Source organism: Synechococcus sp. CCY9202, from assembly GCF_034931685.1.
GTDB lineage: Bacteria > Cyanobacteriota > Cyanobacteriia > PCC-6307 > Cyanobiaceae > CBW1002.
Window position 1 is genome coordinate 1 of record NZ_JAYGID010000094.1, and the last position, 17,385, is coordinate 17,385.

The window sequence follows — 17,385 nt, forward strand, 5'->3', positions numbered from 1 at the left end:
CTCGATTCATCGTGGCTGCAAGAGGCGCATCTGCACCTCCGGAATGACAGCCCGTCATTCCACCCTGTTCACCCTCTGATCAGGGCATTCGGGCCCCGGGTTTTACACCACGCAAAGGGACGCGGCCCTGTACGGCGCGGGTGTGGCGGATCTCCTCGCGGGGGATGCCGGCGATCACCATGATCTGCTCCTCGCTCAGCTGTGGAAACCGTTACACCAGCATAGGCAGCACAACCGTGACCAGGTCCGGACGGCTGGCCAGGATCTGACGGCTGCTGGCGCCCAGTTCGCCCTCAGGCCGCACCGGCAGGGTGAGCAGGTTGTCTGCATCTGCACCTCCAGCAGCACCACCGGAAACTCCTCGCTGCCGGTTTCGGCGCAGCCAGTGGCCTCGCGGGGCCAGAGCACGCCATCGAGCCGGTGGCTGAGCTCCTTGATTTCGAGCGCTGAGAAGCGATAGAGGCGGTCGCCGGGCGCCGAGGGGGCGAGGCCGAGATCGCTGGTGCTGCTGCCGCTGGCGGTATCAGCCCCACGGCGGGGCAGGAGTGAGCGGATCAGGTCGGGGGCGCTCTGGAAGACGCGGTAAGTCCACGCGGTCGGTGTTCAAGCGGAGCTGACGCTGGCTGGAAGGTAGCTGGGGTAGGGGCTGCAGATGCAGACCGTGCGGGATCTGGTGGAAGTGGCCCCTTGTCTCAGTCGTGCTGCTGCAGCCAGCTGTGCAGGTCCTGCGGGCTGTTGAAGTCGAGCAGGGCTTCTGCGAGGGCATCCAGGCGCTCCAGCGGCAGGGCCTGGATGCGGGCACTGGTCTCGGGATCAGCTGGAGCAGCTCGGCTTCTTCCGGTCTGCCGCTCACCCACTCCCGCAGACCCTCGATCGCCTGGCGGAGCTGGAGCTCGGGAGCCACCAGCAGGGCGAGCAGCCGCTGCAGCCACGGCCAGTGCTGGGGGTCGCCCCTGGCCTGGAGAGGTGGATCACCGAGGAGCTCCAGAATGCGCCATCGAGCACCTACCTAATCATCACCGTGCAAAAGGATTGATCAGGCCGATGGTGGTGTCGCTGAAATGGCGTGTGTGACGGGTAGCGAGGCGAGCACCCCGTGCAGGGCAATGCCTGCGATCAAGGTGTCGCGGAGGTCTACAGGGCGCCCCCTTGCCTTCCGCTCGGCGGCCAGTGCCGCAGCCCTGCTTGCAGCCAGGCCATCCAGGGGTGCAATGCGCTCCTGGATGAGCTGTTCCAATAACTGCTCAAGGCCTTTGTGGAGGCCGCGACGCCGCTGCCCATCCGGTAGAGCGGCCACGCCTAGCGCAATTCGAACACCACCACACTGGGCAGCCAGACATCCTGGGCTCTCAGCTCATCCAACCAACTCACCACCGTTGGATCGGGTCTGCTTTGCATCAGAGCCGAGATCACACTGGTATCGAGCAGGATCACGCCTCGAAGGCCACGGGTGCGGCCTCGTGGCCCTGCCACTCTGCAAAAGGCTCCTCCAGGCCGCTGGCCGCAAACAAGGCGGCGATCTGCGATCCCAGGCCAACGCCCTCGGGCGGGTGCTGCTCCGCTTCCGCCGCCTGCCGCAGAATCAACCTCACCTCCTCCTCCATGCTGCGGCCATGGCGCTGAGCCCGGCGCTGCAGGGCCTCCATCACCGATAACTCCAGATTGCGGACCAGCAACTGCGCCATCCCACGAACTCCAGAGCCTCTGCTATCACGCTAGTAAGGCTGACCGCTACGAGCGTTTAACGGGTTGTTGTTCTGTTTGTTGGTGACCTGCTGTACTCAGCATCCCCCTTTTTTCTCAGGTCACAACGGCCTCCAGTCCGATCACGCCCATCACATGGGGAAACACCTCCCCCACCTCTGGCACCAGCTCCCAGCGCACCTCGGCTTTGAGGCGCTGTGGGTCGATCACCAGCAGCCGCAGGGCCCCAGGCTGATCGGCCAGATCGGCATAGAACCGTTGCCGCACCCCCTCGAGCTGCTCGGCCGTGCAGCAGTGGATGAAGCCCACCTCCGCCAGGCTTGCCGCGCGGGTGGAGCGGTCGTAAAAGCACTGCCGTTTTGCCTGCTGCCAGTCGCTTTCCAGAGCGAGGTGATAGATCCAGCCTCCTGATCGCCACGGCTGGGGCTGGGTCCAGGGTTGCGCCATCACCGTTGCCAGTTCCTTGCTCTCAAGGAAACGCGACAGCCAGGCCTGCAGCGGCTCCAGGCCCGGTTCGGCATCGAAGCCCGCTGGATCCGCCAGCCGGAACTGGCGCACGAAGGGCAACAGGGCCCAGTCCGCCAGGGAAGGGCGCGAACCCAGCAGCCAGCCCTCCGGTGTTCTCGCCAGCCGTTCGTTCCAGCGCCCCAGAATCGCCAGGGCGGCGGCCCGGTGCATCGGCCGCTCCTGCTCCCCCGCGGCACCATGGCGGGCGGCGTACTTGAAGCGATCCAGGTGGTGTTTGAAGGGTCCGTCGTTTTCGGCGATCCTCGCCGTGATCTCCGCCAGTGCCGCTGGGCTCCTGCCGACCCACCAGCCCTGCGGGTCGCGGTGCTCCAGGGCCCACCGCATGATCTCCAGGCTTTCCTCCAGCACCTGCGCAGGCTTCGTCTCTTCGGAGGAGGAACCGTTTTCCTTGCCGGACCCGGTTCGTTTTCCGGGCACCACCAGCACCGGCACCGTGCCCTTGGCTGAGGCCTCCAGCAGCTCGGGCGGCTTGGCCCGCAGGCTCACCTCCCGCAGCTCCAGGTTTGGTCCCGGCGCAAAGCCGGCGGCGGCCAGGGCCAGCCGGGCGCGGATGGCGTAGGGGCAGCGGCGGAAGCTGTAGAGCACCGGCATCGGACATGCGATCGGCGCTGTCGTCAATGGCCCGTTTCTTCCAACGCTGGCGCCCATGCCCATCAGCCTGGCCCATGGGGCGGCATCTGAAGACCATCCACCTCCTGCCAGAAGCCGATCCGCCGCCAGAAGCGCACCCGCAGGTCGTCTTCGAACTCCTGGTGGGTGGGTAGGTCGTGCCAGTGCTCGATGCGCTGCGCGAGTTGGGCGCAGCGCAGCAGGTGCTGGGCCGCGTAGGGGTAGCGCTTCGGGCGGGAGTGTTCCAGGGCGAAGCTCACCATCGCGCGCAGCAGCACGGTGGCGGCCAGCGGATGGCCGGCCTCCAGCTGCTCAGCCGCCGGACCGTAAAGCCCGTAGGCCTCCCCATTCCAGCGGTGGGGCTGGCGCAGCACCAGCTCCGCCGCCCGGCGCAGATCCGGCCAGGCCAGCAGGAAATCCAGGGCTTCGGCGGGGTCTTCGTGGGCCAGCGCCCGATCGAGAGCCTCCTCCTCGGCCTGCACATCCTCGAAATCATCGAGCCGGCGGAGGTACTCGCGCAGCAGGCCGGCATCGAGATCCTCCAGAAACCCTTGCCAGCGCTCCCCCTGGGCCTCCTGGCGGCGGCCCAGGGCCTCAAGCGCCTCGATCCGCGGCCGTCGCACCACCGCCCCCAGCCACTGCAGCCCCTCCTCGTCCACCCCCTCCAGCGTCGCCAGGGCCTCCTCGGCCCGGCCCGCCGCCAGCAGCCGCTCCGCCACCGCCGCCGCCACCGACGGGCGCCGCAGATCCTCCGCGCTGAAGCTGCCGGCGAAGGCGTCCACATCGCCCATCGCATCGGCGATCGCCAGCATCACCGCAGAACGCTCCGGCGTGCCGCGGGCACGGAATTCCCCCCGCAGGGCCTCCAGCCCCTCCCGCCCCAGCGGCTCCGCCAGCAGCCCCACCAGCCGATCCAGCTGGCGGTAGCCGTTGCATTCCATCAGCGCCTCGGCGATCCGTTCCGCCGCCGCCTCCGGCGCCGGCCGGGCCGCCACCATCGTGGCCGGCAGGGCCTCGAGCACCCGCTGGAAGAAGCCGCTGAGGCTGCCGCTGCCGTCGTGGCTGCGATCGAAGAGGCCCTCCGAGAGCTCCAGCAACTGCCAGTGCAGCTCGTGGGCAATGGCCGGTGCCTCCGTGCGGATCGATCCGGTGACCGTGGCCAGGTGCCCCTCCAGCTCGGTGAGCAGGGTTCGACGTTTGGCCGCATCGAGAAACGTGCTGGCCTGGTCGATCGTGCGCAGGCGCTTGCGCACCTCCTGCGCCGCCTCCTCGGCGCTGCGCCCTTCCGCCAGCGCCAGCCGCAGCCGGCGCTTGGCCGCCGCATTGCCCTGGCTCAGCTCCAGCAGCAGCTCCGCCAGGCGGGCCGCCCCGAGGGCCTCGAGGTTGCGGGCGTTGAGGGTGGTGCGGGCAGCGGGCACGGATCAGGTTGGTGGGTCGGCGCCGGGGCCCAGGTGGCTGGCACCGCACGCGGCGGCCCGCTCGATCTGCCGTTGGCGCTCGGCGAAGCGGGCGCGGTCGGCGTCGCTGTAGCGGCTCAGGCAGTGGCGGCAGCTCACCCCGTCCACGTAGCTGGGCAGGGCTCGATCGGCCGGCGAGAGCGGCAGGCCGCAGGCGTGGCAGAGGCTGTGTTCGCCGGGCTCCAGGCGGTGGTTCACCGCCACCCGCTGGTCGAACACGAAGCATTCGCCCTGCCAGCGGCTCGCCTGCTCGGGAATCTCCTCGAGATACCGCAGAATGCCGCCCTGCAGGTGATGCACCCCCTCGAAACCCTGCTGGAGCAGGTAGGCGGTGGCCTTCTCGCAGCGGATGCCTCCGGTGCAGAACAACGCCAGCTGCTTCGGCTGCCGCTCGGCCACCAGGGGCCTCAGCTCCTGCTCCACCCACCGGGGAAACTCCCGGAAGCTGCCGGTGCCGGGATCGATCGCTCCCTCGAAGCTGCCGATCGCCACCTCGTAGTCATTGCGGGTATCGATCACCAGGGTGTCGGGATCGCGGATCAGGGCGTTCCATTCCTGCGGATCCACATAGGTGCCCACGGGTGTGGCGTCCAGCTGCACCGTGGGGCAACCCAGGCTCACGATCTCCCGCTTGATCCGCACCTTCCAGCGCCGGAAGGCCTGTCGCGGCGCCGTGCTGCGCTTCACCGTCAGCTCGGCCAGCCGTGGATCGCTCTGCAGGGCCGCCAGCAAGGCCTCCACGCCTGAGCTGGGGCCGCTCACCGTGCCGTTCACCCCTTCCGTGGCCAGCAGCAGGCTCCCTTTCACGCCGCCGGCCTCGCCCACGGCCCGCCAGCGTTGCTGCAGATCCGGCAGGTCGTCCGCAGCCAGGACAGCGAAGCGATAGAACGCCGCCACCAGCACCTCGGTGGCGGCAGAGGTTTCGGCTGGGGCTGGCGCGTCAGGCATGGGCGACAGCCGGGGCCGGTGATGCGGCACAGGCCTTGCCAGTGCCAGGCGGCGCCCCTGCGGTTTCCACCCGCACCCCCGCTGCCGCCAGCAGGGCCTGGTCTGCGGCCACATCCGGGTTGCCGGTGGTGAGCAGGGTGTCGCCGTAGAAGATCGAATCGGCGCCCGCCAGCAGGCAGAGGATCTGGGCTTCGCGGTTCATCTGCTCGCGGCCGGCACTCAGCCGCACCCGGCTGTGGGGCATCAGGATCCGTGCCACCGCCACCATCCGCACCAGTTCCAGCGGATCCACCGCCGGCTGCTCCTGCAGCGGCGTGCCCTCCACCGCCACCAGGGCATTGATCGGCACGCTCTCGGGATGGGGATCGAGGCTGGCCAGCACCTGCAGCAGGCCGGCGCGATCCGCTGGTGTTTCGCCCATGCCGATGATGCCGCCACAGCACAGGGTCACGCCGGCTCGGCGCACCCGCTGCAGGGTCTCCAGCCGCTCCTGATAGGTGCGGGTGGTGATGATCCGGCCGTAGTGCTCCGGGCTGGTGTCGAGGTTGTGGTTGTAGGCGGTGAGGCCCGCCTCTGCCAGGCGAGCGGCCTGCTGATCGGTGAGCATGCCGGCGGTCACGCAGGCCTCCAGGCCCAGCTCCCGCACCCCTTTCACCATCGCCAGCATCGCCTCGAACGGCGCTCCGTCGCGGATCTCCCGCCAGGCCCAGCCCATGCAGAAGCGGTTGGTGCCGGCCGCCTTCGCCGCCCGGGCCCGCTCCAGCACCGGCGCCACCTCCAGCTCTGGCCGGCCGGCCACATCGGCGCTGTGGTGCATCGACTGGGGGCAATAGGCGCAGTCTTCCTCGCAGCCGCCGGTCTTGACGCTCAACAGCGAGGCCAGTTGCACCGTGTAGCCCGGATTGGCGGCCCGGTGCACCTGCTGGGCCTGCCAGAGCAGATCCATCAACGGCAGGCACAGCAGCGTCTGGATCTCGGCGTGGCTCCAGTCGTGGCGGGTGATCACAGGGGCTTCAGGTGGGGCGTTGGGATCGGCGTACAGGCTGTTGGGCTTGTGGCCTCTGGGCTTCAGGCCGCGGGGGCCACGCCGCCGAAACGGCGCTGCCGGCCCTGGTAGTCCAGCAGAGCGCGCAGCAGCGCCTCCTGATCGAAATCGGGCCAGAGCACATCGGTGATGTGGAGCTCGGCGTAGGCCAGCTGCCAGAGCAGGAAGTTGCTCAGCCGCTGCTCGCCGCTGGTGCGGATCAGCAGATCCGGATCCGGTTCGCCGGCGGTGTGCAGCTCAGCGGCGAAGCGGGCTTCATCGATCGCCTCGGGATCGAGCGTGCCCTCCGCCACCCGCTGGGCCAGCTGGCGCGCCGCCCGCACCAGCTCGTTGCGGCCGCCGTAGTTGGTGCAGACGTTGAAATGAATGCCGCTGTTGCCCGCCGTGCGCTCGGTGGCTTCGGCGATCCGTTGCCGCAGCCCCTCCGGCAGGGGCTCCAGGTCGCCCAGGAAGCGAATCCGCACCTGCTCCCGCTCCAGCCCCTCCAGTTCCCGCACCAGCACCTTCTCGAACAGGGCCATCAGGAAGCTGACCTCCTCCCCCGGCCGGTTCCAGTTCTCGGTGGAGAAGGCATAGGCCGTCAATGCGCCGATGCCCCAGTCGCTGCAGAGGCGCAGGGTGCGCTTGAGGGATTCCACTCCGGCCCGGTGCCCCATCACCCGCGGCAGGCCGCGCTGCCGCGCCCAGCGGCCGTTGCCATCCATGATCACCGCCACATGGGTGGGCAGGCGATCGGGATCGAGAGCCGCCGGCAATGGCGACACGTGGGAGTGGGGGGTGGTGGTCGCCAGGGCGCGACTCATCCGCGGGAATCCGACGTGTCCTTCGCCACGCTACGTCCCGTCGATGAAGCCAGGGCATCGCTGAGCAGGTCGTGCAGGCGGCTGCTGGTGATCGGCCGCTCCAGCCGCCCCTGGCAGGCCAGCGACAAGGTGCCTGTTTCCTCGGACACCACGATGCAGAGGCAGCGATCGAAGCGCTCGGTGATGCCCAGGGCTGCCAGGTGACGGGTGCCGTAGCGGTTGCTGCCCTGGCGCGACAGCGGCAGGATCACCCCCGCCGCCATGATCCGGTTGGCCCGCACCAGCACGGCCCCGTCGTGCAGAGGGGTATCGGCCGCGAACAGGTTGAGCAGCAGATCCACCGACAGCTGCGCATCCAGCGGGATGCCGGGATTGAGAAAATCCTCGGGGCGCAGGTCGCTGCCCAGATCCACCAGCACCAGCGCCCCCCTGCGGCTCTGGGAGAGGCGCCCGGCCGCCTCGCTCAGCACCGCCACCGAGCCGGAGGCCAGGCCATCGCGGCCGCTGTTGCCGAACAGCACGTCCAGCCGTCCGGTGCCGAGCAGTTCCATCAGGCGGCGCAGCTCCCCTTGCCACAGGATCGCCAGGGCCAGGCTGCAGGCCAGCACCAGGGCATCCACCAGCTTGGTGGTGAGCGGCAGGTTGGCGTAGCGCTGCACCACCCAGGCCAGCGCCACCAGAAACAGGTAGCCCCGCAGCAGCCACAGCGTGCGGGATTCGGTGACCCGGCCGAGCACCACAACTCCCAGACCGGTGGCGAACAGCAGGTCGAGCAGCAGGCGGGGATCGACGAGCCTCAGCCAGGCCACATGCAGGGGCGATTCCTGAGACTCAGGGTACCGGCAGGAGCCTGGCTGGCAGCACGTCGTAGCGCAGAAGGTCTTCCGGCTGTTCGCGCCGTTGCACCAGCTCCGCCATCCCCTCGTGGACCAGCACCGCCGCCGGTCGGGGAATGCGGTTGTAATTGGAACCCATCGAGGCGTTGTAGGCGCCGGTGGAGAACACCGCCAGCACGTCGCCCCGGCCGGCCGGCGGCAGGGCGATGTCCTTGAGCAGCACATCGCCCGATTCGCAGTGCTTGCCCGCCACGGTGACCGTTTCGAGCGGCTGATCTTCAGGAGACTCCCCGCCGGGCAGACCTGCGTGGGGGCGATCGGCCAGCACGGCGGTGTACTGCGATTGATAGGTGATCGGCCGCGGGTTGTCGCTCATGCCGCCATCCACCGAGAGATAGGTGCGGATGCCGGGGATGTCCTTGCGGCTGCCCACCGTGTAGAGGGTCACGCCGGCGGTGGCCACCAGGGAGCGGCCCGGTTCGCACAGCAGCCGCGGCAGCTCCAGGTTCCGTTCGCGGCAGGCCTCGGCCACCGCCACCGCCACGCCGCGCACCCATTCCTCGATGCTCGGCGGATCATCCGAGGCCACATAGCGGATGCCGAGGCCGCCGCCCACGTTCAGGTCCTGCACCGGGTGGCCCAGGGAGCGGGCCAGGGCCAGGGCATCGGCCATCACGCCCGCCAGGTCCCGGTGGGGTTGCAGTTCGAAGATCTGGGAGCCGATGTGGGCATGCAGGCCGGTGAGCTCGGCCCAGGGACAACCTTTGAGATGGCGCAGCACCGTTTCAAGCTGGTCGGGATCGAAGCCGAACTTGCTGTCGAGGTGGCCGGTGCGGATGTACTCGTGGGTGTGGCACTCGATGCCCGGGGTGAAGCGCAGCATCAGCCGCACCGGTTGCCCCTGGGCCGGTGCCAGCTCGGCCAGCAGCTCCAGGTCGAGCCAGTTGTCCACCACCACGGTGATGCCGCGGCTCACGGCCAGTTCCAGCTCCTCCTTCGACTTGTTGTTGCCGTGCAGCACGATCCGATCGCTGGGCATGCCGCCCTGCAGCGCCGTGAGCAGTTCGCCGGCCGACACCGCATCCAGCCCCAGCCCCTCGGTCGCCACCAGGGCCGTGATCGCCAGGGAGCTGTTCGCCTTGGAGGCATAGAGCGCCAGAGCCGAACCGGGGTAATGCACCGCCAGGGCGTCGCGGTAGGCGCGGCAGGTGGCCCGCAGTGTCGCCTCATCCAGCACATACAGCGGCGTGCCGTAGGTGCGGGCCAGGTCGCTCAGGCCGCAGCCTCCCACCTGCAGCCGCCCTTCGCCGTCCCGTTCGGTGGTGAGGGGCGTGAGGTTGCGGTTGGGGCTGGTCAGATCGCGTCCGGCCTCGTAGGGCTGGGGCGTTGCGGCCGCCGAGCCCGCCGCGGCCGCCTCCGGGCCGGCGCTCTGCTGGGAAGCTGTCAACACCATGGCGCGGGTCCCGGGCGGCGAGGAAACGATGTGCAGTGAATGTACGGAAGCCGTCGGGATGGTGACGGGTCCGGCTCCGCTGAGCCTCTCTGATCTGGCCGCCTGCCTGCAGCTCGATCAGCAGGCCCTGGGGGGCCTCTGGACGGAGAGCCAGTGGCGCCCCGAGTTGCAGGAAGCCTCCCGGCCGGGTGTGGGGCTCTGGCAGGGGGAGGCGCTGGTGGCGATGGCCTGCGGCTGGCTGATCCTCGATGAGCTGCACATCACGGTGGTGGCGGTGGATCCGCAGTGGCGCCGCCTCGGCCTGGGGCAGCAGGTGCTGGCCGCGCTGCTGGCGGAGGCCCGGGGACGAGCCGCGAGCCGGGCCACCCTTGAGGTGGCGACGGGCAACGGCGCTGCGCGGGGGCTCTACGCCCGCTTCGGCTTCCGCGATGCCGGCATCCGTCGTGGTTATTACCGCAGCGGCGAGGACGCCCTGATCCAATGGCTCGACCTTCGGAGCTGAACGCGTCCTCGCGGCCCGCGGGCAGCACGCCCTTCGCCTGCGCATCGACCACCCCTGGTGGCGCCCGAACCGATCACCGATCCAGCGGTTCGGTTTACCGGCGTTTCTTGTTGCGAAGCCCGTCAGATCGTGCTGGTTGTCTTATGTCTTGAACAGGCCTGAAGCCTTGAGGCAACAGCGATCTGCCGCGCTGGCACAGCAACACCGCACTCTCCGCTCACCCCTGATAGGTTAGTGAGACGTGCAGCAGGCCCCGCCCCATGTTCGAGCGGTTTACCGAGAAGGCCATCAAGGTGATCATGCTGGCCCAGGAAGAGGCCAGACGCCTGGGTCACAACTTCGTGGGCACCGAACAGATCCTGCTGGGCCTGATCGGTGAGGGCACCGGTGTGGCCGCCAAGGTGCTCAAGTCCATGGGGGTCAACCTCAAGGATGCCCGGGTGGAAGTGGAGAAGATCATCGGCCGCGGCTCCGGCTTCGTGGCGGTGGAGATCCCCTTCACCCCCCGGGCCAAGCGGGTGCTGGAGCTCTCCCTGGAGGAGGCCCGCCAGTTGGGTCACAACTACATCGGCACCGAGCATCTGTTGCTCGGACTGATCCGCGAAGGCGAAGGTGTCGCCGCGCGGGTGCTGGAGAACCTCGGCGTCGACCTGGCCAAGGTGCGCACCCAGGTGATCCGCATGCTCGGCGAAACCGCCGAAGTGGCGGCCGGCAGTGGTGGCAAGGGCTCCACCAAGACCCCCACCCTCGATGAATTCGGTTCCAACCTCACCCAGCAGGCCGCTGAAGGCAAGCTCGATCCGGTGGTGGGTCGCCAGCACGAGATCGAGCGGGTGATCCAGATCCTCGGCCGTCGCACCAAGAACAACCCGGTGCTGATCGGCGAGCCCGGTGTCGGTAAAACCGCCATTGCCGAAGGTCTGGCCCAGCGCATCGTCACCGGCGATGTGCCGGACATCCTGGAAGACAAGCGCGTTCTCACCCTCGATATCGGCCTGTTGGTGGCCGGCACCAAGTACCGGGGCGAATTCGAGGAGCGCCTCAAGAAGATCATGGAGGAGATCCGGGGTGCCGGCAACGTGATCCTGGTGATCGACGAAGTCCACACCCTGATCGGTGCCGGTGCGGCCGAGGGCGCCATCGATGCCGCCAACATTCTCAAGCCGGCCCTGGCTCGCGGTGAGCTGCAGTGCATCGGTGCCACCACCCTGGATGAATACCGCAAGCACATCGAGCGGGATGCGGCCCTGGAGCGCCGCTTCCAGCCGGTCATGGTGGGCGAGCCCTCCGTGGTCGACACGATCGAGATCCTGCGCGGCCTGCGGGAGCGCTATGAGCAGCATCACCGCCTCAAGATCTCCGATGAGGCCCTCGTGGCCGCCGCCACCCTCGGCGATCGCTACATCTCCGATCGCTTCCTGCCCGATAAGGCGATCGACCTGATCGATGAAGCCGGCAGCCGCGTGCGCCTGCTCAACTCCAAGCTGCCCCCCGCCGCCAAGGAGGTGGATAAGCAGCTCCGGGCTGTGCAGAAAGACAAGGAAGACGCGGTGCGCGAGCAGGATTACACCAAGGCCGGTGAACTGCGCGATAAGGAAGTGGAGCTGCGCGAGCAGATCCGCACGATCCTGCAGGCCCGCAAGGACGAGGAACCCACCGCTGAGGCTGGTGCCGCAGAGGCCGCTGAAGCTGGTGGTGTCGCCGTTGCGGTCGCCTCCAGCGAAGCCGGCAGATCCGAAGTGGCCGGCACTGACGGGGAACGCCATCCCCTGGTCACTGAGGAAGATATCGCCCAGATCGTGGCCTCCTGGACCGGTGTGCCGGTGCAGAAGCTCACCGAGAGCGAATCGGTGAAGCTGCTCAACATGGAAGAGACCCTCCATCAGCGCCTGATCGGTCAGGACGAAGCGGTGAAGGCCGTCTCGAAGGCGATCCGCCGGGCTCGGGTTGGCCTCAAGAATCCCAACCGTCCGATCGCCAGCTTCATCTTCTCCGGCCCCACCGGTGTCGGCAAGACCGAGCTCACCAAGTCATTGGCGGCTTATTTCTTCGGCAGCGAAGACGCCATGATCCGCCTCGACATGTCGGAGTTCATGGAGCGCCACACGGTCAGCAAGCTGATCGGCTCACCTCCGGGCTACGTGGGCTTCAACGAAGGCGGGCAGCTCACCGAAGCGGTGCGCCGGCGGCCCTACACCGTGGTGCTGTTCGACGAGATCGAGAAGGCCCACCCAGATGTGTTCAATCTGCTGCTGCAGCTGCTGGAAGACGGTCGTCTGACCGATTCCAAGGGCCGCACGGTCGATTTCAAGAACACCCTGATCATCATGACCTCGAACATCGGTTCGAAGGTGATCGAGAAGGGCGGCGGCGGACTCGGTTTCGAGTTCGGTGGCGGTGATGTGGAGGAAACCCAGTACAACCGCATCCGCATGCTGGTCAACGAGGAACTCAAGCAGTACTTCCGGCCTGAGTTCCTCAACCGTCTCGACGAGATCATCGTCTTCCGTCAGCTCAGCCGCGATGAGGTGAAGGAAATCGCCGAAATCCTGCTCAAGGAGGTGTTCGGCCGCATGCGCGAGAAAGGGATCGAACTTTCGGTCACCGACGCCTTTAAGGAGCGTCTCGTGGAAGAGGGCTACAACCCCAGCTACGGCGCCCGGCCCCTGCGCCGTGCCGTGATGCGCCTGCTCGAGGATTCCCTGGCCGAGGAATTCCTCTCCGGCCGCATCGGCGAAGGCGATACCGCCGTGGTCGATGTGAACGACGACAAGCAGGTGGTGATCCGCAAGCAGGGCATCGACAGCGAGGCCGCCATGCCTGCGCTGGCTGGTGTAGCTGGCTGAATCCAACTAGCAAGAAGATCTTCAAACCATCCAATCATCAAGCCCGGTCTCAACGCCGGGCTTTTTTCATGGAGCGCGAGAGACTGATCGCAAGCCAGTGAACACCGATGACGGGCCATCCGCTTTCTGATCAGGTTGCCGGTCAATATGAGGCATGGATCTACCCGGAACCGATCCATGACCTGCCGGCATGGCTGGCCTCGAACTGGCAGTGGTTCGATCCCAGCCATGCCCATCGGCTGTTCTGGCCGGATCGCGACTACAGACCAGGACTGGACATCCTGATTGCGGGTTGCGGAACGAATCAGGCGGCGGTGTTTGCCTACACCAATCCGTCGGCCTGTGTGGTGGCCATTGATGTGAGCCAGGCATCGCTGGATCACCACGCCGTGCTGAAGCGGAAATACGGCCTCAACAATCTCACGCTGCAGCATCTGCCAATTGAAGAGGTGCAGACTCTCCAGCAGGACTTTGATCTGGTGGTGTCAACCGGCGTGTTGCATCACCTGGCCGATCCTCTGGCGGGTTTGCAGGCCCTGGCGCAACTCCTGCGCCCCGATGGCGTGGTGGCGATCATGCTGTATGGCCGCTACGGCCGGATCGGAGTGGAGATGCTGCAGGGGGTCTTTCGTGACCTGGGGTTGCGTCAGGATCAGGACTCGCTGGCGTTGGTTCGGGCCGCGATCACATGTTTGCCCCAAGACCATCCCCTGCGCAGCTACCTGACGGTGGCCCCGGATCTCGCCTTTGATGCCGGCCTCGTGGATACCTTCCTGCACGGCCGCGACCGAAGTTACAGCGTGGCCGACTGCCTTGAGCTGGTGGCCTCGGCGGGGCTGGTGTTTCAGGACTGGTTCATGAAGTCGTCTTACGAGCCCCTCACTACAACCGATAACCCGTTTCTCAATGCCGTGGCGGCTTTGCCGCCGCAGCAGCGTTGGGGGGTGATGGAGCGAATCAACCACCGCAATGCCTGTCACTTCTTCACCGCCTGCCGGCCGGAGCGGCTGCCGGAGACCTACCGGGTCGATGCCGCGAGTGAACGGTGGCTTGATGCGGTGCCCTGCTTTCGCTATCGCTGCGGGCTCGACGGCGAGACGATTGTGCGTCCGGGCTGGCGAATTCCGCTGACGGGCGAGCAGCTCGCTCTTGTGCGGCTCGTGGACGGCCGCCGCAGGATCGCCGAGATCATCGCGGTCGCGGCAGGTGTGGCTGACGCCGGCCGGAGCGCGACAGATCTCGAACAGGCCGCGCACTCGCTGTTCGCATCGCTCGTGAATCGCGACTTTCTGACGCTCGAGCTGGCGTTTCGCCGGTAGGTTCGGCCCACCGCGACGCGGTTGGTCCCGTCGTTGTGGGTGCAGCCTTCCCGACAGTAGGGGTGCCTTTCCAACGGTGCTCAGGAGGGTTGGCCAGCTGTGCCAGCAGTGCCGTCAGTGGCAGGGCCCTCGCCGAGGGCGGTTGCGTTTCCGCCGTTTCCGCCGTTGCCGCCGGCGCCGCCGTTTCCGCCGCTGCCGCCAATGGCAGGGCCATTGAAGAAGCCGGTTGCGGTTCCGCCGGTTCCGCCGTTTCCGCCGTTGCCGCCGGCGCCGCCGTTGCCGCCGCTGCCGCCAATGGCAGGGCCATTGAAGAAGCCGGTTGCGGTTCCGCCATTGCCGCCATTGCCGCCGTTGCCGCCATCAGAGATCAGACCGCCGAGGCCGGTGTTACCGCCATTGCCGCCGTTACCACCGGCAACGCCAGCCGACGTTGGGCTGAAGCCGTTGCCGCCATTGCCGCCGTTACCGCCGAAGGTCGCGGCAAGGCCTGCGGTACCGGCTGATCCTGCGCTGGCACCCGATCCACCGGCAGCACCGCCCGCGCCAGCCCCGCCGCCATCACCGACGATGCCGCCATTCCCTCCGTTGCCGCCATTCGGTGTGGTGGCATCGCCAGCGGCGCCGGCACCACCATCACCGGCAGCACCGCCATCGCCGCCGTTGCCGCCGGCACCACCGTTGCCACTGCTACCGGACACGCCGCCAATCACGCGCGCCGACCCGGCCAGACCACCACGACCACCGGCACCACCGGTGCCGCCATTGCCGCCCGCACCGCCATCTGCCCCATTGTCTCCGGCCGTGACGCCATCAGCTCCCGCAAGGCCTGCGCCGCCACTACCACCATTGCCGCCGCTGCCGCCGGCGCCGCCGTTGCCGCCATCACCGGAGATCAGACCGCCGAGGCCGCCGGCACCGCCACTGCCGCCAGCTCCGCCTGCAGCACCATCGCTGCCCTCCGCTGCAGCGTCTGCAGAGGCGCCAACCCCGCCATTGCCGCCATTGCCGCCATCAGAGATCAGACCGCCGAGGCCGGTGTTACCGCCATTGCCGCCGTTACCACCGGCAACGCCAGCCGACGTTGGGCTGAAGCCGTTGCCGCCATTGCCGCCGTTACCGCCGAAGGTCGCGGCAAGGCCTGCGGTACCGGCTGATCCTGCGCTGGCACCCGATCCACCGGCAGCACCGCCCGCGCCAGCCCCGCCGCCATCACCGACGATGCCGCCATTCCCTCCGTTGCCGCCATTCGGTGTGGTGGCATCGCCAGCGGCGCCGGCACCACCATCACCGGCAGCACCGCCATCGCCGCCGTTGCCGCCGGCACCACCGTTGCCACTGCTACCGGACACGCCGCCAATCACGCGCGCCGACCCGGCCAGACCACCACGACCACCGGCACCACCGGTGCCGCCATTGCCGCCCGCACCGCCATCTGCCCCATTGTCTCCGGCCGTGACGCCATCAGCTCCCGCAAGGCCTGCGCCGCCACTACCACCATTGCCGCCGCTGCCGCCGGCGCCGCCGTTGCCGCCATCACCGGAGATCAGACCGCCGAGGCCGCCGGCACCGCCACTGCCGCCAGCTCCGCCTGCAGCACCATCGCTGCCCTCCGCTGCAGCGTCTGCAGAGGCGCCAACCCCGCCATTGCCGCCGTTGCCACCGTTCCCGTAGGAGCCGGCGTTACCGCCATTGCCGCCGTTACCACCGGCAACGCCAGCCGACGTTGGGCTGAAGCCGTTGCCGCCATTGCCGCCGTTGCCACCGGAGCTGGCCGCCAGGCCCTCAGCGCCTGCCACTCCTCCAGCGGCGGCCGCTCCTCCAGCACCGCCTGCTCCTGCATTACCACCATCGCCGCCGCGGCCACCCTGGAGGGTGGAGGCATCACCATCGGCGCCAGCGGCACCATCGCCAGCCACGCCGCCTGTGCCGCCCGCGCCACCGTTGCCACCGGCTCCGGTCTCGCCCACCAGCGAGGCAAACACATAGCGCGCTGTGCCGCCGTCTCCGCCCAGGCCGCCCCCACCACCGGTACCGCCGCGGCCACCGTCACCGCCATTGCCGCCCTGGCCACCGGCGATGAAGGATGCCGCTCCATCGGCGCCGCGTCCTCCCTCACCACCTGTGCCGCCAACGCCACCAAGACCTCCTTGGCCCGCCAGACCAAAGATCAGGCTGCCTTGGCCGCCTCGACCACCGTTGGCGCCCGTTCCGCCTTCCCCGCCGGTACCGCCCAGCTCACCTGCCAAGGCCGCCTGGTCACCGCTGAAACCCGTGAGGCCATCACCACCCTGGCCGCCGTTACCGCCGTTCCCCAGCAGCAACCCTCCATTGCCGCCGTTGCCTCCGATGCCGCCCAGAACGCCGGTACCGCCATTGCCGCCGTTGCCGATCCATCCGGCATTCCCACCAAAAGCTCCGGTAATGGCGTCACCACCATCGCCATAGATGATGCCGGCAGCTTCGCCAATGGGTGATGCTTCTGTGCCGTCAACGCCATCAGCGAACAAGTAGCGCCCAGTCGACGAATTGATGCTGCCCGTTTGTTTCTTGCGAGGTGTGTTCAGGTCGAAACCACTGTCGAATTTGCTGACGGACAAGGAAATGGATCCGACATCCTCTGCTTCTGTCGAAACCTGCTTCAGTCTTCCATCCTTAGCGAAGGAGACCATGACGGCAATGGGGGCCGCTGTATCATTATTGAGGATGGAATCGGTCTGACTCGTTGTGAGATCCGACAGTGGAAGCATCGAAGCCCAGGTGGCTTGATCCACGTAGGCAATGTAGTTTTTAGTCGGACCGTCGGAACTGATGCGACGCCAGTCGAAGGCTTGCTTCAGGGCTGTGAGGGTGTTGCGAGCTGTCAGCCCGCCGGTAAGACTGCTGAGGGCAACAGCGACGTCGCTGGGATTCTGCTTGCCTGCCTCAACCTCGACCCATTTCTTCCCTGGGGCACCAAGGGGGCGAGCCTTGGTGTACGTCATGCGTTGATCTACGATGAAACGGGTTGCGTCGCCATCAACGTTTGCCTTGATATCATAACGTCTTGAGCCGTCCACATCTCCGTCGGAGCGAATTGTGATGCCGTTGACATCAATTGAAAGCTCAAAAGAATACTGCTGAAGCGTTTTCTTGAGTTGTTTCCTGAGCTCTTTGCTCAGGCCGTTGGGCGACTGAAATGCCCAATCAGGATCGACAAGCCCTGTGATCGGATCGCCTGTTTCTGCATCCTCGTTCGTGGCCGGACTGAAGCCTGCAGCGCTTGGATCGTTGACTGTGAACAGGTCGGGCCCTGGAACATCAGGTGCCATGGCACCGCCGGGCAGGGAGGACGGCTG

Annotated in this window: 14 protein-coding genes; 3 read left to right on the plus strand and 11 right to left on the minus strand. The window is 67.6% G+C overall.

Annotated features, from left to right (window positions below; genetic code table 11):
* Positions 1 to 195: 195 nt before the first annotated feature.
* The 10 genes from VB777_RS17460 to lysA all read right to left on the minus strand — a co-directional run bounded on the left by VB777_RS17460 (position 196) and on the right by lysA (position 9,383).
* Positions 196 to 558, minus strand: coding sequence for a DUF2887 domain-containing protein (locus VB777_RS17460; protein ID WP_416238350.1), 363 nt, complete (start codon positions 556 to 558; stop codon positions 196 to 198).
* Between the two features lie 134 nt (positions 559 to 692).
* Entirely contained in the window at positions 693 to 932 is a 240-nt protein-coding gene (locus tag VB777_RS12115; protein WP_323249235.1) for a DUF4351 domain-containing protein, read from the minus strand.
* Between the two features lie 498 nt (positions 933 to 1,430).
* A complete protein-coding gene (locus VB777_RS12120) occupies positions 1,431 to 1,685 on the minus strand; it encodes a FitA-like ribbon-helix-helix domain-containing protein (protein WP_323249237.1) in 255 nt (84 codons plus the stop codon).
* Between the two features lie 115 nt (positions 1,686 to 1,800).
* Positions 1,801 to 2,823: a DUF952 domain-containing protein gene (locus VB777_RS12125; protein ID WP_323249239.1), complete on the minus strand. Its 1,023-nt coding sequence runs from the start codon at positions 2,821 to 2,823 to the stop codon at positions 1,801 to 1,803.
* 62 nt (positions 2,824 to 2,885) lie between these two features.
* Complete coding sequence (locus VB777_RS12130; RefSeq protein WP_323249241.1) at positions 2,886 to 4,259, minus strand: DUF6880 family protein; 1,374 nt, start codon at positions 4,257 to 4,259, stop codon at positions 2,886 to 2,888.
* A 3-nt stretch (positions 4,260 to 4,262) separates the two neighbouring features.
* Positions 4,263 to 5,246, minus strand: a complete 984-nt coding sequence (locus tag VB777_RS12135) for a rhodanese-related sulfurtransferase (RefSeq protein WP_197169877.1) — start codon at positions 5,244 to 5,246, stop codon at positions 4,263 to 4,265.
* Positions 5,239 to 6,252, minus strand: a complete 1,014-nt coding sequence (gene bioB / locus VB777_RS12140; RefSeq protein WP_323249244.1) for a biotin synthase BioB — start codon at positions 6,250 to 6,252, stop codon at positions 5,239 to 5,241. Before bioB ends, VB777_RS12135 begins: the two co-directional genes overlap by 8 nt.
* A 62-nt stretch (positions 6,253 to 6,314) precedes the next feature.
* Complete coding sequence (locus tag VB777_RS12145; RefSeq protein WP_322757293.1) at positions 6,315 to 7,094, minus strand: isoprenyl transferase; 780 nt, start codon at positions 7,092 to 7,094, stop codon at positions 6,315 to 6,317.
* The gene (locus VB777_RS12150) at positions 7,091 to 7,903 is read right to left on the minus strand and encodes a diadenylate cyclase (RefSeq protein WP_323249246.1); all 813 of its coding nucleotides are present in this window, start codon (positions 7,901 to 7,903) and stop codon (positions 7,091 to 7,093) included. The genes VB777_RS12145 and VB777_RS12150 overlap by 4 nt, the downstream gene beginning before the upstream one ends.
* Positions 7,904 to 7,925: 22 nt before the next feature.
* Entirely contained in the window at positions 7,926 to 9,383 is a 1,458-nt protein-coding gene (lysA, locus tag VB777_RS12155) for a diaminopimelate decarboxylase (RefSeq protein WP_197154335.1), read from the minus strand.
* Between lysA and rimI the strand changes: the two genes are divergently transcribed.
* The 3 genes from rimI to VB777_RS12170 all read left to right on the plus strand — a co-directional run bounded on the left by rimI (position 9,382) and on the right by VB777_RS12170 (position 14,050).
* Positions 9,382 to 9,885 carry a ribosomal protein S18-alanine N-acetyltransferase gene (gene rimI, locus VB777_RS12160; RefSeq protein WP_323249250.1) on the plus strand — a complete coding sequence of 168 codons (504 nt, stop codon included), beginning with the start codon at positions 9,382 to 9,384 and terminating at the stop codon, positions 9,883 to 9,885. The two genes, lysA and rimI, sit on opposite strands and share 2 nt — an antisense overlap.
* A 260-nt stretch (positions 9,886 to 10,145) precedes the next feature.
* Positions 10,146 to 12,731 (plus strand): ATP-dependent Clp protease ATP-binding subunit, encoded by a 2,586-nt coding sequence (locus VB777_RS12165; RefSeq protein WP_323249252.1) that lies wholly within the window; start codon positions 10,146 to 10,148, stop codon positions 12,729 to 12,731.
* A gap of 107 nt (positions 12,732 to 12,838) precedes the next feature.
* Positions 12,839 to 14,050: a class I SAM-dependent methyltransferase gene (locus tag VB777_RS12170; RefSeq protein WP_323249254.1), complete on the plus strand. Its 1,212-nt coding sequence runs from the start codon at positions 12,839 to 12,841 to the stop codon at positions 14,048 to 14,050.
* Positions 14,051 to 14,130: 80 nt separating this feature from the next.
* On the opposite strand, the gene VB777_RS12175 is transcribed toward VB777_RS12170, so the two are convergent.
* Positions 14,131 to 16,647: a PE family protein gene (locus VB777_RS12175; RefSeq protein ID WP_323249256.1), complete on the minus strand. Its 2,517-nt coding sequence runs from the start codon at positions 16,645 to 16,647 to the stop codon at positions 14,131 to 14,133.
* Positions 16,648 to 17,385: the final 738 nt, after the last annotated feature.